This is a genomic window from Pelagibacterium limicola, assembly GCF_015694405.1.
GTDB classification, from domain to species: domain Bacteria; phylum Pseudomonadota; class Alphaproteobacteria; order Rhizobiales; family Devosiaceae; genus Pelagibacterium; species Pelagibacterium limicola.
Map to the genome: position 1 here is coordinate 36,763 of NZ_JADQDB010000010.1, position 24,918 is coordinate 61,680.

At 61.6% G+C, this 24,918-nt stretch carries 28 protein-coding genes and 1 tRNA gene; 19 read left to right on the forward strand and 10 right to left on the reverse strand.

The window, feature by feature from the left end; all coding sequences use genetic code 11:
* Nucleotides 1-44: 44 nt before the first annotated feature.
* Nucleotides 45-443, reverse strand: a complete 399-nt coding sequence (locus tag I2G20_RS15460; RefSeq protein ID WP_196260639.1) for a hypothetical protein — start codon at nucleotides 441-443, stop codon at nucleotides 45-47.
* A gap of 154 nt (nucleotides 444-597) precedes the next feature.
* Here I2G20_RS15460 and I2G20_RS15465 point away from each other — a divergent pair, with 154 nt between their 5' ends.
* Genes I2G20_RS15465 through I2G20_RS15475 form a run of 3 tightly spaced genes read left to right on the forward strand, consistent with a single transcriptional unit; the run spans nucleotide 598 to nucleotide 3,579 of the window.
* The gene (locus tag I2G20_RS15465) at nucleotides 598-1,203 is read left to right on the forward strand and encodes a shikimate kinase (RefSeq protein ID WP_196260640.1); all 606 of its coding nucleotides are present in this window, start codon (nucleotides 598-600) and stop codon (nucleotides 1,201-1,203) included.
* Nucleotides 1,187-2,305, forward strand: coding sequence for a 3-dehydroquinate synthase (gene aroB / locus I2G20_RS15470; RefSeq protein ID WP_196260641.1), 1,119 nt, complete (start codon nucleotides 1,187-1,189; stop codon nucleotides 2,303-2,305). The genes I2G20_RS15465 and aroB overlap by 17 nt, the downstream gene beginning before the upstream one ends.
* Nucleotides 2,302-3,579 (forward strand): HlyC/CorC family transporter, encoded by a 1,278-nt coding sequence (locus tag I2G20_RS15475; RefSeq protein ID WP_196260642.1) that lies wholly within the window; start codon nucleotides 2,302-2,304, stop codon nucleotides 3,577-3,579. Before aroB ends, I2G20_RS15475 begins: the two co-directional genes overlap by 4 nt.
* Here I2G20_RS15475 and I2G20_RS15480 read toward each other — a convergent pair.
* Nucleotides 3,576-3,836 carry a BolA family protein gene (locus I2G20_RS15480; protein WP_196260643.1) on the reverse strand — a complete coding sequence of 87 codons (261 nt, stop codon included), beginning with the start codon at nucleotides 3,834-3,836 and terminating at the stop codon, nucleotides 3,576-3,578. The two genes, I2G20_RS15475 and I2G20_RS15480, sit on opposite strands and share 4 nt — an antisense overlap.
* 131 nt (nucleotides 3,837-3,967) lie before the next feature.
* Between I2G20_RS15480 and I2G20_RS15485 the strand changes: the two genes are divergently transcribed.
* The 5 genes from I2G20_RS15485 to I2G20_RS15505 all read left to right on the forward strand — a co-directional run bounded on the left by I2G20_RS15485 (nucleotide 3,968) and on the right by I2G20_RS15505 (nucleotide 9,751).
* Complete coding sequence (locus I2G20_RS15485; protein WP_196260644.1) at nucleotides 3,968-4,621, forward strand: J domain-containing protein; 654 nt, start codon at nucleotides 3,968-3,970, stop codon at nucleotides 4,619-4,621.
* Between the two features lie 147 nt (nucleotides 4,622-4,768).
* Nucleotides 4,769-5,749: a cobaltochelatase subunit CobS gene (cobS, locus tag I2G20_RS15490; protein ID WP_196260645.1), complete on the forward strand. Its 981-nt coding sequence runs from the start codon at nucleotides 4,769-4,771 to the stop codon at nucleotides 5,747-5,749.
* A gap of 62 nt (nucleotides 5,750-5,811) precedes the next feature.
* Nucleotides 5,812-7,695 (forward strand): cobaltochelatase subunit CobT, encoded by a 1,884-nt coding sequence (gene cobT, locus I2G20_RS15495; protein WP_196260646.1) that lies wholly within the window; start codon nucleotides 5,812-5,814, stop codon nucleotides 7,693-7,695.
* Entirely contained in the window at nucleotides 7,696-8,670 is a 975-nt protein-coding gene (locus tag I2G20_RS15500; protein ID WP_196260647.1) for an esterase-like activity of phytase family protein, read from the forward strand.
* Between the two features lie 37 nt (nucleotides 8,671-8,707).
* Nucleotides 8,708-9,751, forward strand: a complete 1,044-nt coding sequence (locus I2G20_RS15505) for a M42 family metallopeptidase (RefSeq protein ID WP_196260648.1) — start codon at nucleotides 8,708-8,710, stop codon at nucleotides 9,749-9,751.
* Between the two features lie 12 nt (nucleotides 9,752-9,763).
* Here I2G20_RS15505 and I2G20_RS15510 read toward each other — a convergent pair whose 3' ends face one another.
* Nucleotides 9,764-10,165 carry a response regulator gene (locus tag I2G20_RS15510; RefSeq protein ID WP_196260649.1) on the reverse strand — a complete coding sequence of 134 codons (402 nt, stop codon included), beginning with the start codon at nucleotides 10,163-10,165 and terminating at the stop codon, nucleotides 9,764-9,766.
* Nucleotides 10,166-10,178: 13 nt separating this feature from the next.
* Entirely contained in the window at nucleotides 10,179-11,009 is an 831-nt protein-coding gene (locus tag I2G20_RS15515; protein ID WP_196260650.1) for an MJ0042-type zinc finger domain-containing protein, read from the reverse strand.
* A gap of 147 nt (nucleotides 11,010-11,156) precedes the next feature.
* Here I2G20_RS15515 and ftsE point away from each other — a divergent pair, with 147 nt between their 5' ends.
* The 4 genes from ftsE (at nucleotide 11,157) to I2G20_RS15535 (ending at nucleotide 14,150) form a co-directional block, all read left to right on the forward strand.
* Entirely contained in the window at nucleotides 11,157-11,816 is a 660-nt protein-coding gene (gene ftsE / locus I2G20_RS15520; protein WP_196260651.1) for a cell division ATP-binding protein FtsE, read from the forward strand.
* Nucleotides 11,809-12,729 (forward strand): cell division protein FtsX, encoded by a 921-nt coding sequence (locus I2G20_RS15525; protein WP_196260652.1) that lies wholly within the window; start codon nucleotides 11,809-11,811, stop codon nucleotides 12,727-12,729. Before ftsE ends, I2G20_RS15525 begins: the two co-directional genes overlap by 8 nt.
* A 72-nt stretch (nucleotides 12,730-12,801) precedes the next feature.
* Nucleotides 12,802-13,611, forward strand: coding sequence for a lysophospholipid acyltransferase family protein (locus tag I2G20_RS15530; RefSeq protein ID WP_196260653.1), 810 nt, complete (start codon nucleotides 12,802-12,804; stop codon nucleotides 13,609-13,611).
* 197 nt (nucleotides 13,612-13,808) lie between these two features.
* Nucleotides 13,809-14,150 (forward strand): hypothetical protein, encoded by a 342-nt coding sequence (locus tag I2G20_RS15535; RefSeq protein ID WP_196260654.1) that lies wholly within the window; start codon nucleotides 13,809-13,811, stop codon nucleotides 14,148-14,150.
* Nucleotides 14,151-14,199: 49 nt separating this feature from the next.
* On the opposite strand, the gene I2G20_RS15540 is transcribed toward I2G20_RS15535, so the two are convergent.
* Nucleotides 14,200-14,757, reverse strand: coding sequence for a gamma-glutamylcyclotransferase (locus I2G20_RS15540; RefSeq protein WP_196260655.1), 558 nt, complete (start codon nucleotides 14,755-14,757; stop codon nucleotides 14,200-14,202).
* Between the two features lie 118 nt (nucleotides 14,758-14,875).
* Between I2G20_RS15540 and I2G20_RS15545 the strand changes: the two genes are divergently transcribed.
* Both I2G20_RS15545 and I2G20_RS15550 read left to right on the forward strand, forming a co-directional pair.
* On the forward strand, nucleotides 14,876-15,835 hold the full coding sequence (locus I2G20_RS15545) for a DUF2125 domain-containing protein (RefSeq protein WP_196260656.1): 960 nt from the start codon (nucleotides 14,876-14,878) through the stop codon (nucleotides 15,833-15,835).
* Between the two features lie 173 nt (nucleotides 15,836-16,008).
* Nucleotides 16,009-17,031 carry a sensor domain-containing diguanylate cyclase gene (locus I2G20_RS15550; RefSeq protein ID WP_196260657.1) on the forward strand — a complete coding sequence of 341 codons (1,023 nt, stop codon included), beginning with the start codon at nucleotides 16,009-16,011 and terminating at the stop codon, nucleotides 17,029-17,031.
* Nucleotides 17,032-17,033: 2 nt separating this feature from the next.
* On the opposite strand, the gene I2G20_RS15555 is transcribed toward I2G20_RS15550, so the two are convergent.
* The 3 genes from I2G20_RS15555 to I2G20_RS15565 all read right to left on the reverse strand — a co-directional run bounded on the left by I2G20_RS15555 (nucleotide 17,034) and on the right by I2G20_RS15565 (nucleotide 19,873).
* The gene (locus tag I2G20_RS15555; RefSeq protein WP_196260658.1) at nucleotides 17,034-17,954 is read right to left on the reverse strand and encodes a prephenate/arogenate dehydrogenase family protein; all 921 of its coding nucleotides are present in this window, start codon (nucleotides 17,952-17,954) and stop codon (nucleotides 17,034-17,036) included.
* Nucleotides 17,947-19,047: a pyridoxal phosphate-dependent aminotransferase gene (locus I2G20_RS15560; protein WP_343070354.1), complete on the reverse strand. Its 1,101-nt coding sequence runs from the start codon at nucleotides 19,045-19,047 to the stop codon at nucleotides 17,947-17,949. Before I2G20_RS15560 ends, I2G20_RS15555 begins: the two co-directional genes overlap by 8 nt.
* A gap of 94 nt (nucleotides 19,048-19,141) precedes the next feature.
* Complete coding sequence (locus tag I2G20_RS15565) at nucleotides 19,142-19,873, reverse strand: class I SAM-dependent methyltransferase (RefSeq protein WP_196260660.1); 732 nt, start codon at nucleotides 19,871-19,873, stop codon at nucleotides 19,142-19,144.
* Between the two features lie 107 nt (nucleotides 19,874-19,980).
* Between I2G20_RS15565 and gloB the strand changes: the two genes are divergently transcribed.
* The 5 genes from gloB (at nucleotide 19,981) to I2G20_RS15590 (ending at nucleotide 23,549) form a co-directional block, all read left to right on the forward strand.
* The gene (gene gloB / locus I2G20_RS15570; protein ID WP_196260661.1) at nucleotides 19,981-20,748 is read left to right on the forward strand and encodes a hydroxyacylglutathione hydrolase; all 768 of its coding nucleotides are present in this window, start codon (nucleotides 19,981-19,983) and stop codon (nucleotides 20,746-20,748) included.
* Between the two features lie 54 nt (nucleotides 20,749-20,802).
* Nucleotides 20,803-20,879: transfer RNA gene (locus tag I2G20_RS15575), tRNA-Arg, on the forward strand.
* 29 nt (nucleotides 20,880-20,908) lie between these two features.
* Complete coding sequence (locus I2G20_RS15580) at nucleotides 20,909-21,067, forward strand: hypothetical protein (protein ID WP_196260662.1); 159 nt, start codon at nucleotides 20,909-20,911, stop codon at nucleotides 21,065-21,067.
* A 203-nt stretch (nucleotides 21,068-21,270) separates the two neighbouring features.
* A complete protein-coding gene (locus I2G20_RS15585; protein ID WP_246473122.1) occupies nucleotides 21,271-22,074 on the forward strand; it encodes a thermonuclease family protein in 804 nt (267 codons plus the stop codon).
* 2 nt (nucleotides 22,075-22,076) lie between these two features.
* The gene (locus I2G20_RS15590) at nucleotides 22,077-23,549 is read left to right on the forward strand and encodes a M48 family metalloprotease (protein ID WP_196260663.1); all 1,473 of its coding nucleotides are present in this window, start codon (nucleotides 22,077-22,079) and stop codon (nucleotides 23,547-23,549) included.
* 99 nt (nucleotides 23,550-23,648) lie between these two features.
* On the opposite strand, the gene I2G20_RS15595 is transcribed toward I2G20_RS15590, so the two are convergent.
* Nucleotides 23,649-24,206, reverse strand: coding sequence for a CarD family transcriptional regulator (locus I2G20_RS15595; protein ID WP_196260664.1), 558 nt, complete (start codon nucleotides 24,204-24,206; stop codon nucleotides 23,649-23,651).
* Between the two features lie 288 nt (nucleotides 24,207-24,494).
* Nucleotides 24,495-24,833, reverse strand: coding sequence for a ferredoxin FdxA (gene fdxA / locus I2G20_RS15600; RefSeq protein ID WP_196260665.1), 339 nt, complete (start codon nucleotides 24,831-24,833; stop codon nucleotides 24,495-24,497).
* Nucleotides 24,834-24,918 lie beyond the last annotated feature (85 nt).

A 24,918-nucleotide genomic window follows, 5' to 3' on the forward strand; every position in this document is an offset into this window, starting at 1 on the left:
CGGCGCAGCCTCGCCCCCGCAACTACACGCCCAGGCCTCGAATGTCAGAGTGCGCGCACGCTATTATTTGCCGCCACCGCGCCCATACCGGCGGCGATGATCGGCAGCATCCAGTATCTGAGCCCGATATCGGCATACCAGTCCCCGATCGTTGCTCCCGACATCGGCACCAGAACCACCATATCCAACACGAGATTAATGACCATCCATACCAGTCCGATGACCAGTGCCGCGACGAGGTCGGGCCTGTGGCGCCGGAACATCCAGACGAGCAAAACGACGCCGCTGAGTCCTCCGACGATCACCATGATCGATTTGAACAAGGGCTGAGCGATTGCCAGTTCCCCGGTCGCTGTAAAGAACGGGATCGCGGCTGCGAACGGGATAAGCCAGCTTAGAACGCCGGCCAGCCAGAACCGCCAGTCTTTTACAATATCTGTCATTGAAACCCCCACATGAAACGAGCATCCCCGAGGACACCACCGCCAATATAATCCAAACCCGCACCGATTGCTTCACCGGCGATAAAGGCCGGCGCTTGACAATGTCCCCCTGGAACGGTTGAACCACGAACTGCCGGGGAGATTTGCCAGCACGATGGGACAGGACGCCACCAAGGCCGCCGAGGCGGAAACGACAGCCGGGCTGGTTCGCCGCCTTGCTGGGCGCCCCATTGTAATCGTAGGGATGATGGGCTCTGGCAAAACGACGGTAGGTCGCCGCCTTGCCACCCGTCTCGGCCTCGATTTCGTCGACAGCGATGCCGAGATCGAAACCGCTGCCGCCATGACCATTCCCGAGATTTTCGCGGCCCATGGCGAGGATGAGTTCCGCGCCGGCGAGGCGCGCGTCATCGCGCGGCTCCTGCGCGAGCACTCCGGCATCATCGCCACCGGGGGCGGCGCGTTCATCAACGAGGAAACGCGCGCCCTCGTTAAAGCGAACGCGGTCTCGATATGGCTCAAGGCCGATTTCGAACTCCTGTTTGCGCGGGTCTCCAAGCGCTCCAACCGCCCCCTCCTCCAAACCCCCGACCCACGCGGCACCCTCAAAAACCTGATCGACGCGCGTTATCCCACCTATGCGCTTGCCGACATCACCGTGACCTCCCGCGACGTCCCGCACGATTCCGTGGTCGACAGCATCATGTCCGCTCTCGCCGCCCACCTTGCCAACGAGTCCGAAAATGCCGACACCCGATAGCACTGCCCGCACCGTCCACGTGCCCTTGGGAGACCGCGCCTACGACATCGTCATTGCTCCTGACGCCATCGAAAAGGCCGGTGCATTCTTGAAGGCGCTTTCCCCCGGTGCACGCTTCGGCGTCATCACCGACGAACATGTAGCCAAGGCCCAGTTGCCCCGCCTTGCGGCCGGCCTCGACGGCTCCGGTCTCGACCATGAAAGCCTTGTCCTGCCAGCCGGGGAAGCCACCAAATCCTGGCCCTATCTGCAGCAGTCCGTCGATTTCCTGCTCGAAAACCGTTTCGAGCGCGGCGACGTCCTCATTGCACTTGGCGGCGGCGTCATCGGTGATCTTGCGGGCTTCGCCGCAGCCATTGCCAGGCGCGGGATGGATTTTGTCCAGATACCGACCTCCCTGCTCGCTCAGGTCGATTCCTCGGTGGGCGGCAAGACGGGCATCAATTCGGCCCACGGCAAGAACCTCATCGGCGCCTTCCACCAGCCCAAACTTGTCCTGGCCGATCTCGCCGCTCTCGATACGCTCCCTGAGCGCCAGTTCCGCGCCGGCTATGCCGAGATCGCCAAATACGGGCTGATCGATGACGCAGAGTTCTTCTTCTGGCTTGAAGCGAACCACCGCGAGATATTTGCCGGCGGCCCGGCGCGCGCGCAAGCCATCGCCCGCGCCTGTTCCGCCAAAGCCCGCGTTGTCGTCGAGGACGAAACCGAAAGAGGAAATCGCGCGCTGTTGAATCTTGGGCACACCTTTGGCCACGCGCTCGAAAAGGCCACCGGTTTCTCGGACAGGCTCCTGCACGGCGAGGGCGTTGCCATCGGTATGGTTCTGGCGCACCAGTTTTCCGCCCGCCTTGGCCTCTGCCCCTCCCAGGATGCAGGGCGCGTCGAGGCGCATTTGCAATCGGTGGGCCTGCCCACCACATTGGCAGCAATTCCCGGTGACCTGCCTGCCGCCGACACGCTCATGGACGCCATCGCCCAGGACAAGAAAGTCTCCCGCGGCACGCTCACCTTCATCCTGACCCGCGGCATCGGGCAATCCTATATCGAAAAGAACGTCGATCCCGCGGCCGTCAGGACCTTTCTTGAGGACATGTTATGATGGATACCGCCCTCTGGCTTTCCGTTCTGGCCATTCTTGGCCTTCTGGGGCTGAGCTTTTTCTTTTCCGGCTCGGAAACGGCCCTGACCGCCGCCTCGCGTGCCCGGATGCACCAGCTTGCAAAGAATGGGTCGAAACGTGCCGGGCTTGTGGAGAGGCTGACGGCCGAGCGCGAGCGCCTGATCGGCGCGATCCTTCTGGGCAACAACATCGTCAACATTCTCGCTTCGACCCTGGCCGCAAGCGTGCTGATCTCGATATTCGGGGAGGCGGGCATCGCCTATGCCACCATCGTCATGACTGCGCTAGTCGTCGTATTCTCCGAGGTTCTGCCCAAGACACTGGCGCTGATGCGCCCCGATGGGTTTGCGATGATCGTCGCACCCGTCATCCGCGTCGTCGTCATGGTCTTTGCGCCGGTCACCGGAGCGGTGCAGCTTCTGGTCAATTCCATATTGAAGCTCTTCGGGCTCGATGCAGACAAGGCGTCGGCCATATCCGGCCATGAAGAATTGCGCGGCACCGTTGATTTCCTTCATTCCGAGGGGGAGGTGGTCAAGGGTGACCGCGACATGCTCGGCGGCGTGCTCGATCTCTCCGAACTCGAGGTTTCGGACGTCATGGTCCACCGTACGCGCATGCTGACGCTGGATGCGGACATGCCGCCCGAGGAGCTTGTCGGCGCCATTCTCGACAGCCCCTTCACCCGTGTTCCGCTCTACAAGGACACGCAGGACAACATCATCGGCGTCGTCCACGCCAAGGATCTCCTGCGCGCCATCCAGAAGGCCGACGGTGACATCGCCAAGGTCAACCCGGCCCGCATCGCCTATAAACCCTGGTTCGTGCCCGACACGACCTCTGTCCAGGCTCAACTCAACGCCTTCTTGAAACGCAAGAGCCATTTCGCCCTCGTCGTGGACGAATATGGTGAAGTTCAGGGACTGGTAACGCTCGAGGACATTCTCGAGGAGATCGTGGGCGATATCGCCGACGAGCACGACATCGGAATGCAGGGCCTTACAAAACAGGCGGATGGCTCCTACATCGTCGATGGCACCCTGCCGATCCGCGATCTCAACCGCGCGCTCGACTGGAACCTTCCCGATGAGGAAGCTACGACCATCGCGGGCCTCATCATCCACGAAGCCAAGCTGATCCCCGAACAGGGCCAGCAATTCACCTTCCACAACCTGCGCTTCAAGGTTCTGCGCAAGACCCATAACAGGGTCACCCAGCTCAGGGTGTTTCCGGTGGACACGAAGGCGGGTTAGGTTTTTCCGACCTCGATCGCCAGGGCATGCAGCCCGGCATCGAACTGGGGCTTGAGCACGGCGTTGATCGCACGATGCTGCTCCACCCGGCTTAACGCGTCGAGCGCGGATGAAGAAATACGGATGCGGAAATGGGTATTGCCACCTTCCCGCCATCCCGCATGGCCACGATGGCGATCGGATTCGTCGATGACTTCGAGATGGCTCGGCGCGAATTTTTCGCGCAGCGCCGTCTCAATTTCCCCGGCTACATTCATTGGTGTCAACATCCCTTATCGTCGCTTTGTGCGGATTTGTGACGGACGAAGGCGCCCGAACAGGTATATGATACCCGGCTCGAATTTAAAGTGCCCGGCACTGGCCCCGGCAACAACGTGTATATGGATCGATGACGATAAATACCAAGTCCAGACTCTTTGATTCCATCCGTATCAAGCCCCGGCGCGGCGCCGAGGACGAAGTGCCAGCCCATCCAGGCTGCGATTGGGAGGGGTGCGATAGCGCCGGCATCTACAAGGCGCCCAAAGGCGCGCGCGCGGATGGGCAATTCCACAATTTCTGCCTGGAGCACGTCCGCCACTACAACAAGGCCTATAATTATTTTGCCGGCATGAACGATGAGGAAATCTCCGATCACGCCATAAAGACGAACGCACCGGGCAGCCGCGAGACCTGGGCGTTCGGCTCCAACCGGTTCGGCAAATCGAACCCCGAGCCGAAAAAGTTCAAGACCCGCGACTACTCGGGCCGTCAGTTCCATGACCCCAACAACCTCTTCGCGCGCCTAAAGCGCAACCAGGCCCGCACCGACGGCGTCTCCGGCCGCTCGCAGCGCGACGTGACGCTCACCGGCCAGGATCGTGTAGCGCTGGAAACCCTGGGCCTTGAAGGCCGCCGTCCCGCTCCCGAGATCAAGTCCGCCTATAAGGCGCTGGTCAAGCTCCATCACCCCGACGCCAATGGTGGCGACCGGAGCTCGGAGGACCGCCTGCGCGCCATCATCACCGCCTATAACCATCTCAAGGGCCGGGGACTGGTTTAGAAGGCTCTTCCCCCTTGCGGCGGCGCCCCGTATGGGCTTATGGCAATATCGCTGTTATAAGCGCACCCGCATTTCATTCCCGCGACGCGAACACACGCGCCTGCAACGCATTCCGGTGGCACGGCCAGTGCCGCAACGAGGCAAATTATGACTGAGTATTCCAACCTGCCCGACACCGATTACAAGGTCCGCGACCTTTTCGGCATCGACAGTGACATGGTGGTCAAGGGCTACGGCACCCGCACCGACCACGTGCCTGAGATCGACCCCGATTACCTGTTTGACCGCAATACGACCCTCGCCATTCTTGCGGGCTTCGCCTTCAACCGCCGCGTTATGGTGCAGGGCTATCACGGCACGGGTAAGTCCACCCACATCGAGCAGGTGGCCGCGCGCCTCAACTGGCCCCTCGTCCGCGTCAACCTCGACAGCCATGTCAGCCGTATCGACCTTGTCGGCAAGGACGCCATTGTCTTGAAGGACGGCAAGCAGGTCACCGAATTCCGGGACGGCATCCTCCCCTGGGCCGTCCAGAACAATGTCGCGCTGGTTTTCGACGAATACGATGCAGGCCGGCCTGACGTGATGTTCGTCATCCAGCGCGTGCTGGAGGTTTCGGGCCGGCTGACGCTGCTCGACCAGAACCGGGTCATCCGCCCGCACCCCGCTTTCCGGCTCTTTTCGACCACCAACACCATCGGGCTGGGCGATACGTCGGGCCTCTATCACGGCACCCAGCAGATCAACCAGGGCCAGATGGATCGCTGGTCGATCGTTGTGACCCTCAATTACCTCCCGCACGAAAAGGAAGTCGGCATCGTTCTGGCCAAGAACAAATCCTATGCCGCAACCGAAGAGGGCCAGAAGCTCGTTTCCAACATGGTGCGCGTGGCCGATCTCACCCGCTCCGCCTTCATCAACGGCGATCTTTCGACCGTCATGAGCCCGCGCGCCGTGATCACCTGGGCCGAGAACGCCCAGATTTTCGGCGATATCGGCTTTGCCTTCCGCCTCACCTTCCTCAACAAATGCGACGAGCTCGAACGCCCGGTGGTCGCCGAGTTCTATCAGCGCGTCTTTGGCGAGGATCTTCCGGAATCGGCAGCCAACCTGGCAATTTCCGCTTAGGCCGGTCCAAAGAGCCGGAGGAAGGGTCTCCCTCTCCAGCGTAACAATGAACGAAGTCCGCAATGGCCCAGCCACCGCGCAACAGCAAGGCGAACAAGCCCGACCCGACGATGGCGTTCAAATCCGCCGTCGGCGCGGTTGTGCGCACGGTTGCCAATAAGCCCGGACTCGAGGTGAACTTTACCGCCGACCGCCCCATCCTGACCGCCGACAAGGCCCGCCTTGCCGCGCTCCCGCGTCTGCCCACTGCCCGGGATATTGCCGTTGCGCGGGGACAGGGTGACGCGATGGCCATGCGCATGGCCAGTCACGACCCCGATATCCACCGGCGGTTGACCCCAAAGGATCCCGACGCCCGGGCCGCCTTCGATGCACTCGAACAGGCGCGCGTCGAGGCGCTGGGCTGCACGCGCATGGGCGGCATGAGCGGCAATATCGGGCATATGCTCGAAGATCGCCTGTTCCGCGCCAACTATGCCAATGTGACCGACATCGCCGATGCCCCGCTGGCCGAAGCGCTGGGGCTCCTCCTGCGCGAGCAGGTGGCCGGCATCCCTGTACCACCCTCGGGTTCCCCGATCGTCGATCTCTGGCGCGACAAGATCGAGGCGCGCACCGGTACCTCCCTCAAGGCGCTCGAAAACCTGCTCGACGATCAGGCCGCCTTTTCACGCGCCACCCGTTCGATCCTGCGCGAACTTGACCTGATTGCGGACGCCGAGGTCGACCCCTCCGAAAGCGAGCAGTCCGACAGCGCCAACGACGCCCAGAACAACCAGGCGATGAACGGGGAAGAGGACGAGCAGCAGGGCGAATCCGACGGCACGGAAACCGAAGGTACCGAGGATGCCGCCGGCGAGCACGAGGACGCCGGCGACGTCGAGGGCATGGAAGCCGATACGGCCGACAGTGAGGAAGACGCAACGACCGAGGTCGGCCAGGAGTCTCCCGCCCCGCCGCCGCGCGGCGAAGGCGAAAACCGGCTTTCCAACCAGCCCACCTATCGCATTTTCACCGACAAATTCGATGAGGTGGTCAGCGCAGCGGAACTCTGCCCGACCGAGGAGCTCGACCAGCTTCGCATGCTGCTCGACAAGCAGCTTGAAAACCTGGCCGGGGCCGTGGCGCGGCTCGCTAACAAGCTTCAGCGGCGCTTGATGGCGCAGCAGAACCGCGGCTGGGATTTCGATCTCGAAGAAGGCATTCTCGATACAGCGCGGTTGACCCGTGTGGTGACCGATCCCCTTCAGGCCCTCTCCTTCAAGGAAGAGCGCGACACCGAATTCCGCGACACCGTCGTGACGCTGCTGATCGACAATTCCGGCTCTATGCGCGGGCGACCGATCACCATCGCAGCGATCTGCGGCGACATTCTTGCCCGCACGCTCGAGCGCTGCGGGGTCAAGGTCGAAATCCTCGGCTTCACCACCCGCGCCTGGAAGGGCGGTAAATCGCGCGAAGCCTGGCTCGACGCAGGACGCCCACCCAACCCCGGACGAGTCAACGATATCCGCCATATCATCTACAAGAGTGCGGACGAACCCTGGCGCCATGCCAAGCGCAATCTGGGGCTGATGATGCGCGAGGGTCTGCTTAAGGAAAACATTGACGGCGAGGCGCTGCAATGGGCACACAAGCGCCTGCTTTCCCGCGCCGAAAATCGTCGCATCCTGATGGTCATTTCCGATGGCGCGCCGGTCGACGATTCCACCCAATCGGTCAATCCGGGTAATTATCTCGAAGCCCATCTGCGGGCAATCATCGAGGACATCGAGACCCGCTCCCCTGTGCAACTCGTTGCCATCGGCATCGGCCACGACGTCACCCGCTACTATCGCCGCGCCGTCACCATTCTCGATGCGGACGAGCTTGCCGGCGCCATGACCGACAATCTCGCCGCTCTCTTTGACGAGGAACCGCCATCGGCTGCGCGGAAGCGGCGCTAGATGCTTGTTCGCGCCGTCGCGACAACTGCATTGCTCGTTTTCACGGCATGCGCTGTCGCGGCCGAACCCATCTCCGTCACCTCAACCCCGGTCATCCGTTTCAAGGGCGCCGCCATCGACCAGCAGGTGGACAGCCTCATTTTCCATGGTGGTTTCGTCCTATCGAGCGACCATCCCGAATTCGGCGGCCTTTCGGGACTCACCTTTCTCGATGCCGAGCGCTTCGTCATGGTCACAGACGAAGGCAATTTCGTTTCTGGGCGTCTGAAGCCCGAAGGCCTCACCGAGGTTGCGATCGAAGTGATCCGCAATTCGGCCGGCGAGCCACTGCCTACCAAGTTCTCCAAGGACGCCGAAGCCGTCGACGTGATTTTCCGCAACGGCGCGCCGGCTGCCATCCGTGTCGGGTTCGAGCACCTGACGCGCGTCGCCGATTTCGACCTCGTCAACGGTCGGCCCACCGGCGCCGCCCGCCCGGTTCCTGTCCCCGATTGGCTAACCGCGCTGCGCGACAACGAGTCGATCGAATCAGTCTGCATCGCGCCGCCAGCCTCTCCTGTCGCCGGCTCGACACTCATCATCACCGAGGGCCATTCGCGGAAGCCGGGCACCTGGGCCGCCACGCTGCTCGGCCAGCGCGACCAGGGCGATCTGCACCTAGCCGCTTCGCGCGGGGTCAACCCCACCGATTGCGCCTTCCTGCCCAATGGCGACCTCCTGGTGCTCGAACGCGGCCTGTCTTTCTTGACCTTTTCCATGCAGATACGCCACATTCCCGCTGGCTCCGTCCGGCCCGACTCGGCGATGGACGGGCCTGTCATCCTTTCGGCTGCTGGCAGCGAGGTGGACAATATGGAGGGGCTGGGCATACGCACCCTCCCCGATGGCGAAGTTCGCCTGACCATCGTTTCCGACGACAATTTCAATCGCTTCCAGCGCAATCTGCTGCTCGAATTCGCATTGCCCAGACGCTAGACTCGCCGGCCAGCGATTCCATTTCCGGAGCATCACCATGAACATCGATCTCTTGCGCTCGCTCTGCGAGACCCCCGGGGCACCGGGGCGCGAACATCGCGTGCGCGCGCTCATCGAAAAGGAAATCGATGGGCTCTTCGACGAGACGCGCGTCGACGCCATGGGATCTTTGCTCTGCGTGCGCAAATCCCGGACTGACAAGCCGGACCCGTTGAAGGTCATGCTCCTGTGCCATATGGATGAGATCGCCTTCCTCGTCACCCACGTTTCGGAAAAGGGTCACATCCATATCGACCCCGTCGGCGGGTTCGATGCGCGCAACCTCTTCTCGCGCCGTGTGCTCGTGTGCACCAAAGACGGCGACTACAAGGGCGTCATGAATCCAGGTGGCCGCCCGGTCCATATTTCGGGGCCCGAAGAGCGCAAGAAAGTGCCAGAGGTCAAGGAATTTTTCGTCGATATCGGCATGGGGAAAGAAGCTCGCGACAAAGTCAAGGTCGGCGACTTCATCGTCATGGACGAACCGCTGGTCGAGATGGGCGAAAAGATCGTCTCGAAGGCGCTCGACAACCGCATTGCCTGCTGGCTGGGTATCGAGGTCATCCGCGCGCTCGACAAGTCCGGCGCAAAGCACGATTGCGAAATACACGTCGCCTTCACCGCGCAGGAGGAGGTTGGCCTGCGCGGCGCCCGCACCGCCTCTTATGCCGTCAAACCCGACATCGGATTCGGGATCGATACGACGCTCGCTTGCGACACGCCGGGCGTTCCTGAAAACGAGGCTGTGACCGTTCAGGGCAAGGGTTTTGGCCTCCACGTCAAGGATTCATCCTTTATCGCCGACCTCGATCTCGTCGAGGAAATCGAGGCGCTTGCCAACAAAAAGAAAATCCCCGTCCAGCGCACCATCCTTGCTGCCGGCGGACAGGATGGTGCCGCCGCCCAGCAGGCAGCCGCGGGTGCTCGCGCTGTGGGCATCGTGGTCGGAACGCGCTATATCCACACGGTCACCGAAATGATCGACAAAACCGACCTTCAGGCCGCCCTCGATATTCTCGTGGCGTATCTTTCGGAAAAATAGCGCCGCCCGGCGCTATATCGATCGTGCAATGGGTACGATCTCCACGGGCCGTCCGGCCAGTGCGTCCGCCACCTTTTCCGTGAGTTGGGCCAGCGAAAAGGGCTTGTTGAGGACATCGTAGATAAGCGCATCGAGTCCGTGCGCGCGCTCGCGCTGATCGGCAAAGCCGGTCATGAGCACGATCTTCAGCTCCGGAAAGGCGGAATTGACCGCGAGCGCCAACCCGATCCCGTCCATCACGGGCATCTTGATATCGGACAACAGCAGGTCGAGCGCTCCATCGACCGCGGCGACGGCTTCCAGCGCAAGCCCGCCATCCTCGGCATAGATTACCTCATGCCCCACCATTTCGAGTGCCCGCACAACGAATGCGCGGACATTGTCGTCGTCCTCGGCTACAAGAATCTTTGCCATTTTGCGTCCCTGTTTACTCTTGCTGTTCCGACCGGCCTGTATTTTCGACAAAGCTCAGGCGCACCTTTTCCACCCCCGCTGGCGGCGAGGTCAGCTGGGTGTCGATGGAGAGCACGTCACCCGGCAGTACGCTGCGCACCGACGGTGTTACGCTCCATTCGTAAATAACCACTCCCTCGCTTTCCAGAAGGCTCACCAGAATGTTGGGCACGCGGACGAGTCGGTCGGTAACGTTGGAGATCCGTGCATGGACCACGATGACGGGATTACCGTCGCGCGAGGTGCGTAGCGTGTTGACCTCGACGAAATCGAGCCCGATGACGTTCGTGCCGAGCCCGACGACCCTGTATAGCGCGTTGGTTTCGGGATAGTTGCGTACGATCTCGTTCCGCAACCCGATTGCGCCCGCAATGGCGAGGACGGCGACCAACGCCATGGAAATCCGGGCGGTGCGCCTGAAACGCGCCATCGGAAGCGTGCGAATCACTGCATTGCGACGCTTGGCGAGCTCATCCTTGCGTTGACGCACCAGTTTGCCTTCAGGCCCGCGACCTTGAGTGTGCGGGCTTGGCAGGATTTGTTCGGCTTGGGGGTCCTCCGATACGAAAGCGGCATCGAGCAAGTTCTCGTCGGATTCTGTGAAAAGCGTATCGTCGTCGGCACGGAAGCCCAGTTCGTCGTCATCGGGATCGGGGTCTTCGAACGCTTCCTTGGGCTCGGGGAAGGTCGGTGTCGCCGTCCACTCAGTCGCGCAAGTCGCGCACTGCACCTGGCGCCCCGCAGCGCTCAACGCGTCCGAGCCAACGCGATAGCTCGTATGACAGTTGGGACAGGTGATGATCACGAGGCGTCAGGCCATCCAGCACGTTCGGAAATTGAGTCCGAAGACTAGGGCGCTTGGGTTAAAACTCTTAAAACACCGCCCCGAAACAGCCACGATGCCATTATCGCTGGTAGTATCCCGCTAGCACGGGTGATTCGGAGGCATTGTGTGATCGCGTTTGAAAATGTGGGGCTGCGCTACGGGCACGGGCCCGAAATCCTCAAGGACCTCACCTTCACCATCGATCCCGGCTCATTCCACTTCCTGACCGGTCCGTCGGGGTCGGGAAAGACGTCGCTTCTGCGGCTGTTGTTGCTTTCGCTCAAACCTACGCGTGGCACGGTGTCGATGTTCGGCGAGGATGTCACCCGGCTCGATCAGGACCGCCTGCTCCAGATGCGCCGCCATATCGGCATCGTTTTTCAGGAATTCCGTCTGCTCGACCATCTGACGACCTTTGAGAACGTGGCGCTCCCTTTGCGCGTACGCGGTCAATCCGAGGTTTCGTATCGCGCCAATGTCGAGGAATTGCTCGATTGGGTCGGGCTGGGCGATCGCATGGAAGCCTATCCCTCACTGCTCTCTGGGGGAGAAAAGCAGCGCGCTGCCATTGCCAGAGCGGTCATCGCCAAGCCCGATATCCTGCTCGCCGACGAACCCACAGGCAATGTCGATCCCGGTTTGTCCGAACGGCTCCTGCACCTTTTCGAGGAGCTCAACCGCATGGGCACCACCATCATTCTCGCAACCCACGAATTGGGACTGCTCGACAAGTTCGGATATCCGCGAATGCTTTTGAACGACGGGGAAATGATCATCCATGAGTGAGGGTATAAGGCTCGGCTTTTCCCGCCCCGGCCCCATCGTTCCTGCCCAGTCTGTCGCCGGACGGACGCTGATGCTGTTGATCGGCATCATGACCTTTCTATCCTGCGTCACTTTCGGCGGGGTTCTGCTTGTGCAGAAATCGGCCGTAGGCTGGTCTGCGGATGTCGGACGGGAGGTGACGGTGCAGATCCGGCCCGTCGATGGCGAGGTGCTCGAGAGTAATATCCGGCTGGTCATATCGCTCGCCGAGGCCGTCCCGGGCGTCGCCAGCGCGCACGCCCTGAGCCTTGAAGAGAGCCAGAGCCTGCTCGAACCCTGGCTCGGAGCGGGCCTTGATCTGTCTGACCTTTCCATTCCCCGGCTCGTCATCGTCAGGCTCTCGGATCCCAACGCCGCCGACATCGCCCGGCTCGAAAGCGAAATCTCCGCCATCGCCGGGGTGAGTCTGGAAACGCACGCTGCCTGGCGCGTTCAACTCAACACCATGGCCGGCACCATTGTCGTCTCGGGGATTCTCGTGCTGGCGCTCATCCTTGTCGCCACGGCACTTGCGATCGTCTTTGCCACACGCGGCACGATGTCCACCAACCGTGAGATCGTGGACGTCCTGCACTTCATCGGCGCATCGAACCGCTTTATCGCCGGCGAATTTCAGGGCCGGTTCCTGATGATCGGACTCAGGGGCGGAGCCTTCGGCGGGCTTGCCGCCATTGGTTTTTTCATAGCCGTCGGAACGGCCATGGGTGCCGTCATGGCCGACCCGTCCTCGGCTCAGCTGGGATTCTTTTTTGGCCAGTTTGCCCTGGGATTTGACGGGCTGCTGGGTATCGCGGGCGTCGTCATGGTCATTGCCGGACTAACGGCCATAACCTCGCGGCTGACCGTCCGGCGCTTTTTATCCCAGCTGTCCTGACGATCCGCGCTTGCTCCTCGCGAGCCGGAGCGATAATCACGAAACGCTTTGTCCTGGGAGGGATCTGGTACGATGATCGTACAGGCCATTCGCTCGATCGTTTTTTATCTCGTCTTTTTCCTCCAGACGACCGTGCTTGCCATCGTCATGGGGACGATGAGCAAAATCATGCCGCGGGCCTATGGGGTCGGATGGGGCATTGCCCAGTACTGGATTCACTCTAACCTTTTTCTATTGCGCTGGGTCGCCGGTATCCGCACTGAGGTCACCGGCGCCGAGAACATCCCTCAAGGCGGGTGCATCATCGGCGCCAAACACCAGTCGGACTGGGATATCTATGCCGTGCTCCCCTATATCGGTGATCCGGCATTCATCGCCAAAAAGGAATTGCTCGACATTCCGTTCTTTGGCTGGTCGGCGCGTTGGGTCAATACGATTTCGGTCGACAGGAAAAAGGGAAAGGACGCCCTGCCCGAAATGATGCAAGAGGCCAGAGGTGCGCTTGATCGCGGCTGCCGGGTCGTCATTTTCCCCGAAGGTACCCGCCGCGCGCCGCTCGACGAGCCGTCCTATCGTTCGGGAATCGTCAAGATGTACCAGGCAATGAACGTGCCCGTGGTCCCAGTCGCTCTGACCTCTGGGCTCTATTGGGGCCGCAACAGTCCGATCCTCTGGCCCGGCACCGCTCGCGCCAAGTTCCTACCCCCCATCACGCCCGGCCTTTCGGCAGCCGAATTCCAAAGGCAGCTCATCGAGGCCATCGAAACCGAAACCGATCGCATGGTGCTCCAGGACGCTCGCAAGGGCCTGGCCCGCCCCCTCTCCCCGCGTCTGCGCGCCGCTCTGGCCGATCTGGAAGCCCGCATCGGCGACACCCTTTAGCCAAAGCCCTCTAAAGGGCCCGGCATACAAATTGTGATTTGCCATAAGGCCGACACAATATGTTGACATAGGTGCGCCAATATTCGCTAATTGGCGTCGCGCTGACTTGACGGTCGGTAAAATTTGTTCTATATTTGTTCTTTATTTTGGTAGACACTCTCCGCAAGAGCGGGGTTCTGGTCCCTGGAGGGGAGGCCATGAGTTACAACGCCAAACAGCAAGACAGTACCCATGAGCCCTTGCGGGTGCTGTGGACCGGACGTTCAGGCCGGCGTTATGTGTTGACCGCGGTCGAGATGGACGGTTTCGCCCTGCGCGAAGGTCAGCTTTATGTCCTTGCCACCGAGGGCACTATTCGCTGGGCGGGCGTTGCCGGGGACCTGATCGCCGATCACGCCAGCCGCGCACGATTCCGCGCTACGCTCGGCGAAGGGGCGGTCATAATGAACTTGCCTGCCCCGGTCGATGAACTCGCCCGCCTTACACTGGTTTGGGATCTCGAAGGCACGCACGCCCATCCCGGAAGAACCGCAGCTTGAATTTAACTGAACGAGATATACGGTTTTCGTACAATTCGTTCAGTTAAAATTATTTGAGATCGCCATTTTCCTTCAGCATCGCGCTCAACGCCAGCACCTGCCGGTCGACGATGCCGAGTTCGGCCAGATGCTCGGCGGTATTGAGAACATAATCCTCATTGGGGCCTGACGCACCGCGCGCGCCGCGGACATAGGCAAGCTGATCCTCCAGCGAAAGCCGGCCCGCATATTGCGGATGCCGGGGGTCGGCAAGAAAAACAAGCGCCGTCACGCTCCCCCCTCCGGCAAGCGCCACGGTCCGAATCGCCTCGCGATAGACCCCTGTCACCTGCTCGCGCTCGCGCAGATATTCGCGCACTTCGGGCCAGTTCTCGGGGGCAACCCTGAACGCGCGTCCGACGCAAGCCCCGCCCTTCTCAAGCCCGAAAACCAGGCCAGGACGCTCGGGCGTCCCTCGGTGGCGGTGCGAGAGGATGCACAGCCGCCGATGCGCGCCCCGCAAAAGCGCCCGTTCTGCCCGCACATAGGCAAAGCCGGGCGACCAGATCAGCGATCCATAGCCGAATATCCAAGGGATTGAGTCGTCGGGGAAACTGGACATTTCCATTCGATGCCACGTCCATTCCGCTCCCGCAAGCTCGCGTGTACTCGAACGCGACGCGGCTCGTTCCGTACACCAGCCTTTGCCTCATGACGGCCATGGCAAGGCACGATACAACAGGGCCATGAAGCGATTCGTTGTTCTCATCCTTGCCGTTCTTGCCCTTGTCGCCCTCTGGGCCGGCGGCTGGCACTATGTTGCGGCGCAAATCACCGATGAGGCCGAGCGCCTCGCCTCGGCCGACGGCGTCACCCAACCCCGCATCGCCTGCGGTAATTTCGCGGTTTCCGGCTTCCCCTTCCATTTCTCGCCCATCTGCAAGAACGCGGAAATCGCCGCGAACGACCTTACGCTTTCGGTCACCGAACTCAGTGCCACCGCGCTCTTTTACCGCCCCACGCACCTTCAGATATTCGCGACTTCTCCCGCCCGCCTCACTGATGCATTTACCGGTAGCGCGCACGAGTTGCGCTGGGATAGCCTGCGCGCCAGCTTGAGGCTCGACGGCGACAGGCTCGCACGGCTTTCGATGGTCGGGAACAGTCTCGTCCATGTCGATGCCCTCTTCGGCTCGACGATATTGGGCACCGCAGACCATGCCGAGCTTCACCTTGTCGATGCCGACGCCGGACCCGAAACCGCGGGAACAGCGCTCGATATCTTTGCCCGCGTCGAGGGCGCCGAACACGAAGGCTTCGAGATTGAGCACGGGGAGGTAAGACTTGACGCACGCATCATCGGTCTCCCCCCACTAGACCTTCTCAACCATCCGGACGCCTTACGTCTCTGGCAGATGGCGGATGGCACGTTGACGCTGCGCGGTCTCGAAGCACGCGCCGAAGGCGTGGAACTGACTGCGACGGGCGAAGCCTCGCTCGACGCCACCGGACGCCTCAACGGGGCGCTGGCGCTCGCCTCACGGGGTATCGTTGAACGGGTAGACGGTCTGTCGGATGATCCCGTCGCGGCCCTCTTCATCGGAACGCCCGATGCCGAGGGTACCTATTCCCAAACGCTTTCGGTCCGGGGCGGAACGGTGTTCGTGGGAATCCTGCCGGTCATGGGCCTCGATCCGTTTTTTTAAGCCGATTTGTCGCTATTTTCTCGCGCCGCCCATTAACGCTCCGGTAATCCCGATCCTCACAAATATTGGCGTGTTAAAGTCATGGCAATAAAGCGCGTGGCTTGCTTTCCTTGCTGTGGTGATGTGCCGGCTGCCGGCGCGGGGCCCAGTTGGAAAATAGGAACGCGGACCCGATGGTCAGATCCTCCAAGGCCAAAATTCCAAAGCCCGCCCGCGAGCTGATCCGGAGGTTCGGGCTCGATCCGATAGGACGCCTTCTGGAGGGAATAGCCTCGAGCCCCATTCCCATGGCTCTGTTCGACCCGCAGGACCGGCTCGCCTACCACTGTCCGAACTTCGCAAAACTTTACGCCGTCCCGGACGGTCCGCAGACATTTGCGAGTCTCATTCGCAATTGCCACGCGACACGCCAGGGACCGATAATCGAGGCCGACGATATCGAGGCCTGGATAGAGCGCGCCCACGCCAGACGCCGCTCGGTGCCTCACAGGCGTTTCGAGATCGATTATGTCGATGGGAGTTGGTACCAGGCCCTGGAAACCACCTTCGACGATGGCTGGGTTATCGTGATGCTGTTCGACCTCACCGCCCTCAAGGCCAAGGAGGTTGTCCTCACAACGGCATGCCAGGCCGCAGAGGCGGAAGCCCGAACCGACGATCTAACCGGCCTTTCGAGCCGCCGCGCGATCATGCACTATCTGGAAGCCGCGATCCGCCCGGCCATCCCGGGTGCTCCGCTGACAATTGCCCTCCTCGATCTCGACCATTTCAAGCAAATCAACGATACGCTCGGCCATGACATGGGCGACGAAGTGCTAAGGCTTCTGGGCCGACACCTGGCCGATGCCTCGCGCGACCCCGACCGGGCAGGTCGCGTGGGCGGCGAAGAATTCCTTCTCGTGATGCCGGGGAAAAGTACGGTGGAAGCCTGGCAGATCATGCAGCGGCTCCGGCGTGACTGGCAGCGCAAAAGCCGGCTCCTTCCCCCCGCACGTCCGGTCACCTTCTCGGTTGGCATCGCCCAGCAACTGGACGGTCAGCCGGCGCGTGCGCTTTATCGCGCGGCTGATTATGCGCTCTACCGCGCCAAATATATGGGCCGCGACCGCGTGGTCTGCGCCGATGGCCCCATACCCCATCTGCCGGGGCCGTTGACCGCCGAACCGCCCCGAACAGCGACCGCCGGCCACCCCTGATCCTACTCCCCGGGAGCAGAACCGTGTTGGCGCCCGAAATCCGGCGCCTCGGTTTCCTGGCCCGCCTCGATGATCGAACGACGGATGGCGCGGGTGCGTGTAAAAAGCGATTCCAGCGCTGGCCCGTCCCCCATGCGCACCGCGCGCTGGAGCATCGAAAGATCCTCGAGAAATCGCCCCAGCATCTCGAGCACGGCTTCGCGGTTGGTGAGGAACACGTCGCGCCACATCACCGGATCGGACGCTGCGATACGCGTGAAGTCACGAAAACCGCCCGCTGAGAATTTGATGACCTCGGATTTGGTCACCGATTCCAGATCGTCCGCGGTGCCCACGATATTGTAGGCAATCAGGTGCGGAACATGGCTAGTGATCGCGACAACCAGGTCATGATGAGTGGCGTCCATCAATTCGACATTGGACCCCAACGCCTCCCAGAACGCGATAACGCGTTCAACGGCCCCCCGGTCCTCGCCCGCCTCAGGCGTTAGCATGCACCAGCGGTTTTCGAACAGCTCGGCAAAGCCCGCCGCGGGTCCGGAATGTTCGGTACCCGCCATCGGATGCCCCGGCACGAAATGGACGCCGCGCGGCACTTTGGGCGCCAGCACCCGGTGCACATGGCCCTTAACCGAGCCGACGTCGGAAAGGATGGCTCCAACTTCCAGTGCCGGCGCGATTGTATCCATCACCGCCTCATAGGCCCCGATGGGCGTACACAGGATCACAAGATCCGCGCCCCTGACTGCCTCGGCCGCATCGAGCGTATAAATATCGCCCAGGCCGAGCGCCTCGGCCTCCGCCAGCGTTTCCTGCTTGCGCGTGGATATCGCAGTGGCCTTGGCGAGCCCCTTGGCCTTGACCCCGCGTGCGATGGAGGACCCGATCAGCCCAATCCCGACAAGCGCAATTTTTTCAAACATTCATGAAGTCCTTGAGGCACTGGGCGACCGCGCGCATCGCCGCCTCGCTGCCGATTGAAATGCGCAAGCCGTCCGGGATTCCATAGCCACCCATCTCGCGCACGATAAGCCCGGCGTCGAGCAACGCCCGATTTGCGTCCGCCGCGGTCTTTCCCGGTATATCGGGGAAAAGCACCAGGACGAAATTACCCTGGCTCGGCAGAACCCGCATCCGGTTGCCCGAAAGCGCCGCCGTCAGCCACTCGCGCCATTTGGCGTTGTGATCTCGCAGCCGATGCGTGAAGGCGAGATCGCGCGCCGCGGCCTCTGCAGCGGCTTGACCGGGGACGGAGACATTGAAGGGCGGTCTGATTCGGTTGACGGCATCGACGATATGGGACGGGCCGTAAAACCAACCTACTCGAGTTGCGGCGATCCCCACTTTCGAAAACGTCCTGACCATGACGACGTTTTCGCTGCGCTCTACCAACGAAATCCCCACCCCATAATCCTCTGCGGTGACATATTCGGCATAAGCCGAGTCGATGATCAGCAATACATGGGAGGGTAACCCTGCGTGCAGTCGATCCAGTTCCTCAGCGTTGAGATAGGTACCAGTTGGATTGTTGGGATTGGCGAGAAACACGATTTTCGTGCGCTCGGTCACAGAGGCCAAAATCGCGCTGATATCGGCACGATAGTCGGTTTCGGGAGCGACCACGGGTACACCACCCGCTGATCGGGTGATGATAGGATAGGTCATGAAACCATACTGGCTCATCACCGCCTCATCGCCCACTCCAACATAGACTTGGGTGAGAAGCTGCAAGATTTCGCCTGATCCTGCGCCCACGACGATCCGTTCGGGGTCGATCCCGTGGACTTCCCCCAGCGCTTCGCGTAACGCCCGCGAAGACCCCTCGGGATAAATCTCGAGCCTCTCTGCAACATCCCGGTACGCGGCGACGGCCTTCGGGCTTGCCCCGAGGGGCGACTCATTGGCTGACAGCTTGATTTCCGTGCCCTTGCCGAGCCCCTTGGACCGCCCGGGAACATAAGGCGCGATCTCGAGAATTCCGGGCTGCGGGATCGGCTTGTCGAGGGGCGCGCTCACGGAGGTGTCTCTTTGGCTGCTTGGGGAAAATCGCGCCGGACCATAGAGCAGTTGCATGAATGTGGGAACCGGTTTTTAGGGGGAACACCGGCCCTTAAAAGGTCCGCGCAGCCTGCGGCGCCAGCCCCGGCTCCTCCTGCGCCCGCTCGGCCCGCTTGCGCCGGGCGATGGCTGGAAACTGCTCCTTTTTGGCCTTGACGCACATGATCGAGGAAAGCGCCGGGCCGAACAGCCGTCCGCTACGCTCGAAAAGCCTGGCCGAGCGCAGCAGAGGACCCGATTTGACAGGAGGAAAAAACACGCAGTCGCGCCAGGCCTCGGGCGTAAACGAATGGGCGCGCAAAAGGGAATCCATCTGCCCGCGCGAATAGGGATGCCCGAACCCGAAGGGCGTATTGTCGATCCCCGCCCACAGCCCACGCCGCTTGGGCACGGCAATGACGAGATGCGCGTTGGGCGCGCAGACCCGCCAAAGCTCGCGCATCAACTCCTCCTCGTCCACCGCGTGCTCGAACCCATGGATCACAATGACCAGATCGACCGCCGCGTCGGTCAACGGCATTTCCAGCGGATCGCATAAAACGGTATGGGACGGCCCTTCGCGCGGCCAGGCCGATGCACCCTGCCGCGCCGGCATGAAAGCCAGAACGCGCTCGGCCCCCTTGAGCGCACCGCGCAGATAGGGCGTGGCAAACCCCAGCCCCAGGATGCGCAACCCCGTCACATCGCCCGCAAGCGCGCTCACCTGCTCACGGACGTAATGCCGCGTCAGCCGCCCTAAAGGGGATTTATAGAACCTGATCAACCCATCGACGTCGGGAGTCATCTGCCCTCCGCATTTGTCCCAATATGTGTGACCGGTGACGGAAACGTCAAACCCTTGCTCTGCCGCCGCCCCGTTTCTATGCTCGGACCAAAGAAGGAAGGAATACAATGTCCATCGAAATCGAGCTCTTTCCCGCCCTCGAAACCAATTATGGCGTGCTGATCCGCGATACCGCGACCGGCACCGTCGCCGCCATCGACGCTCCCGAAACAGGCCCGATCCTTGCGGCGCTCGATAGGCGCGGCTGGGACCTCGATATCGTTCTCATCACTCACCACCATCCGGATCATACCGATGCCATCCTGCCCCTGAAGAAAAAATTCGGCGCCACCGTCTATGGGCCGCGCGGAGAAAAGGACAAGATTGAAGGCTTGGACCATCTCGTTTCGGGCGGGGATAGCGTCAGGATCGGTGAGACGGCCTTCGCGGTAATTGACGTTCCCGGCCATACGCTCGGCCACATCGCCTACCACTCGAGGCCCGAGAAACTCCTCTTTGCTGCCGACGCGCTCTTTTCGCTCGGGGTGGGGCGTATGTTCGAAGGCAACCCGGAGATGATGTGGGAAGGGCTGCTGCGCCTGCGCGCGCTCGATCCGGAAACCAGACTCTACTGCGGCCACGAATATACCCTCTCGAACGCCGCCTTCGCCCTGTCGGTCGACCCTGATAACGCCGCCCTCAAGGCCCGCGCTCAGGAAGCACAAAACCAGATCGACAATGGCGAGCCCACCATCCCCTCGCTTCTGGCCAGCGAAATCGCCGCCAACCCCTTCCTGCGCGCCGATGATCCCGCCATCGCCAAGGCCATGAAGCTCGAAGGCGCGCCTGCTGCGGAGGTCTTCGGGGCGCTCCGAAAGGCGAAAGATAATTTCTGATCGCAACAAAGGGGTTCAATTTCCCCGGTAATACAGTATATCACCGCAATGCGTGGTCCCGTAGCTCAGCAGGATAGAGCACAAGATTCCTAATCTTGGGGTCAGAGGTTCGAATCCTCTCGGGATCACCAGTTTCCTTTATCCGGCCCGGAGCGTCCCGATGTCCGTTGCAGCCCTTGCCAAGCTCAAGCGGGCGATCGACGAGCTCCAGCTAGCGCTTACCGGCGCTGCGCGTCTTCCCCCTACCGAGCGGTTGGCGCTCAAGTCCGAGCTCGAAAACATGATCCAGAGGATCGATGAACTGAGGCAAAGGCTGTGACGACCGCGGGCGACCGTGGTCAAAACTTTGATGATTTTTGCCGCAATTGGGTGCAAACTGGGGCTGGACCGAATCTCGTGCGCGGGGGAATGGGGCGGTTTCCTTGGGGCCTGTTGCGGCAGGCCCGCTAAATGTGACCAGTCTGTGGGGTCCCGCGGTGTTTGGCATCGTGGGACGTAAGTGATGCGGATAGAGGCCTGTTTTTGTTCAGACCCTTGCTTGTGACCGTTTTCGGACTGGCCGCGGCCACCTCCTCGCCCGCCTCCGCGCAACTCTGTGACGCCCTCGCCCCCAGCCCGGTTGGGACGGTGGTGGCGGTTTCCGACGGTGACACCTTCGATCTCGATACCGGGTTGACCGTTCGCCTCGTTGGCATCCAGGCCCCCAAGCTCCCGCTTGGCCGGACCGATTTCGAGGCTTGGCCCCTTGGCGAAGAAGCGCGGGAAAGAATCGAAGAACTGGCGCTGGGCCGCGAGGTGACGCTCCATTATGGCGGGGAACCCCGTGACCGCCACGGGCGCGCGCTTGCCCATGTGGTCGTCGAACACGCTGACGGTCCGCTCTGGGTGCAGGCAGAAATGCTCAAATCCGGCCTCGCGCGGGTCTATTCGTTTCCCGATAACCGCGCCTGCCTTTCCGAGCTTTATGATGCCGAACGCGTCGGGCGTGCGGAGCGCGCCGGAATCTGGCGCGATCCGTTTTATGCGATCCGCGATGCGTCTCGTCCCGAGACCATTCTCGAGCGGCTTGGACAGTATGAGCTGGTCGAGGGCCGCGTCCTCAACGTCGAGGTCACCGGCTCGCGTGCCTGGCTCAATTTCGGGCGCTACTGGAAAGAGGACTTCACCGTCATCATTGAAGGCGGCGGCTTGCGGTTGTTCCAGCGTGAGGATTTCGACATTAAAGGGCTTGAGAACCGCCTCATCCGCGTGCGCGGATGGATCGAGTCGCATGACGGTCCGCGCATGCTTGTAACCCATCCCGAGCAGATCGAGGTGCTTGGCTGAGAATGACGGGGACAGGCATTACACGACGAGCGTTCCTCACCGGCACCGGCCTCGCGCTGGTGGCGGGCGTTGCGGGTTGCACGACGCTGATGGGCGGTAGTTCAGACATCGCCACCCGGCGCACGGGCGGGCAGGCCCCCGCTGTTCCCGCCGGCACGCATCCGGAAGATACGGTGATCGGGTTGCGCGAACACCCGCGCATCATCTCTGCCTATGGCGGAGTATATGAGCATCGCAGGACGGAAGTGATGCTGGCCCGCATGGTCTCGAACCTTCTGGCTGCGGCCGACCAGCCCAACACCCAGTTTACCATCACCATCCTCGATTCCTCGGAGGTCAACGCCTTCGCTCTTCCCGGCGGGTTCATTTACGTGACGCGCGGAATTCTTGCCTTGGCCAACGACATGAGCGAACTGGCAGCGGTTATCGCCCACGAAATCGCCCACGTGACCCTGCGTCATGCGCGTGCGCGTTCCAACCGGGTGCGCACCTCGGAAATCGTGGACCGGGTCATCACAGGCGTCCTGGGCGGCGTGATTGACGCCAACCAGACCGCAGAGCGCACGGCGCAATCTCTCGCTGCCTTCTCCCAGGCCCAGGAACTCGAAGCGGACAGGGAGGGCATCAAGATCGCGGCCCGCGCCGGCTACGATCCGCATGCCGCAGCGCGGTTCCTCACGGCCATGGGACGCTTTGCCCAGTTCGCCGCTGCAAGCGATGGCGTGGATTTCCTGTCTTCCCATCCCTCGACCCCCGACCGCATCCAGCGCGCCGCCGAAGTTGCGCGATCGTATGGCCCGCCGGGAACCGGGGTGGCTGGACGCACCGATTATCTCGAGGCGATCGAAGGCATCGATTTTGGCGATTCGACCAAGCAGGGCTCGATTGTCGGGCAGCGCTATATCAATCCTGCGCAACGCCTGACCTTCACCGCCCCGCGCGGCTATGCATTGCAGATATCGAATGCTGCCGTCGTCGCGGTCGCCGACAACGGCGCTGCGCTGCGGTTCGACGGGGCTTCGGTGCCTGCCAATACCGGCCTTGCCGATTATCTGCGCTCCGGCTGGATCGCCGGCCTCATGCCTGAGACCGTAACGACGCGCACCGTCAACGGCATCGAAACCGCCTCAGGCCGCGCACGGACCGATCAGTGGCACTTCCACGTGTCGGTGGCGCGGATTGATGACAATGTCTATCGCTTCATCTTCGCCAACAAGGACGACAGCGCGGCCTTCCGCTCCGCCGCCGAGGAAACCGTGTCCAGCCTGCGCCGCACCCAGCCTTCGGACCTCTCCTCTCTGCGCTCTGTCAAGCTTCGCCTCGTGCGCGCCGCCAGCGGAGACAACGCCGATACGCTCGCGACCCGCATGACCACCCTCAACCGCGGCCGCGAACTGTTTCTGGTTGTCAACAACCTGCTGCCCGGGGATCCGGTCGAAACGGGCGCACCGTACAAGATCGTGCGGGTGGAATAACGCGTTCCGGCCCACTTCATTGGCGCCCGAGGAGCTTGGGAGCAATAAAAAAGGCCGGTCGAGCGACCGGCCTTCGCATATTCACAAGACAATCCCGGCTTACGCCGCTTCTTCCGCTGCCTCGTCGGTGCGTGACGCACGGCGCGGGCTCTTGGAGAGATTCTTGGTGATGAGCTTGATTGCTTCGGTGACCGACAGCTTGTTGACCGCAGCGATCTCGCGGCTCATCCGATCCATCGCCTGCTCGAACAGCTGGCGCTCAGAGTAGGACTGCTCGGGCTGATCCTCGGCACGGTAGAGATCGCGCACGACCTCCGAGATCGCGATGAGATCACCCGAATTGATCTTGGCCTCGTATTCCTGGGCCCGACGGCTCCACATGGTGCGCTTAACACGGGCGCGACCGGTGACGGTCTCAAGTGCCTTGGTAATGGTCTCGGGTTCCGCAAGCTTGCGCATCCCAACCGAATTGATCTTGGCAACGGGTACCCGCAGCGTGAGCTTGTCCTGCTCGAAACCGATGACGAACAGCTCGAGGCTCAATCCAGCCACTTCCTGTTCCTCAATTGCATTGATAAGGCCAACACCATGGGCGGGATATACGATGTACTCGCCGGTCTTGAACCCCGCGCGCTGCGTGGTCTTTTTGGTTGCCATTGGCTACTCCTGTCGACGCCTTTTCATGGACGCCCTCGATTAAGGCCGACGCGTCTCATGGGATGATCGGACTGTCCGGGATGGACCGTCGCGCCAGTCGCATTGTCCTCCTGGCCGGATCGATGTACCGGCCAGTTCTTTACCCGTTGACGTTCTGTCACAAAAAAATGCCCCTAGGGCATATGGTTCGGAGCGAGGGGTTCAACAACTGGTTGTGGAAACAATACCACAGTTTTGCGACAAAATCAAAAGCTACGAATCAGCGGCTGCGCGAGTTGGCAGCGAAGGTCAATCGCCTTCGCCGGGAGCCTCGGAAAAATACTTCTCGAACTTGCCTTCGACCCCATCCATTTCGGTTGCGTCTGGCAGAGGATCACGCTTTTCGGTGAGATTGGGCCATATGGCCGCGTATTTTGTATTGACCTCAAGCCAGTGATCGAGCCCGGACTCGGTGTCGGGCTTGATGGCCTCGGCTGGGCATTCGGGCTCGCATACTCCGCAATCGATGCACTCGTCAGGATGAATGACGAGCATGTTCTCGCCTTCATAGAAGCAATCGACCGGGCACACCTCGACGCAATCGGTGTACTTGCACTTGATGCAGTTGTCGGTGACGACATAGGTCATGTGAGGTTCGTCCAAAGAGGCGGAACATAAGGTGGCGCGAGCCGGTCGGACAAGGTTGCTAAACGGTTTTGTCGGGCGTTTCAAG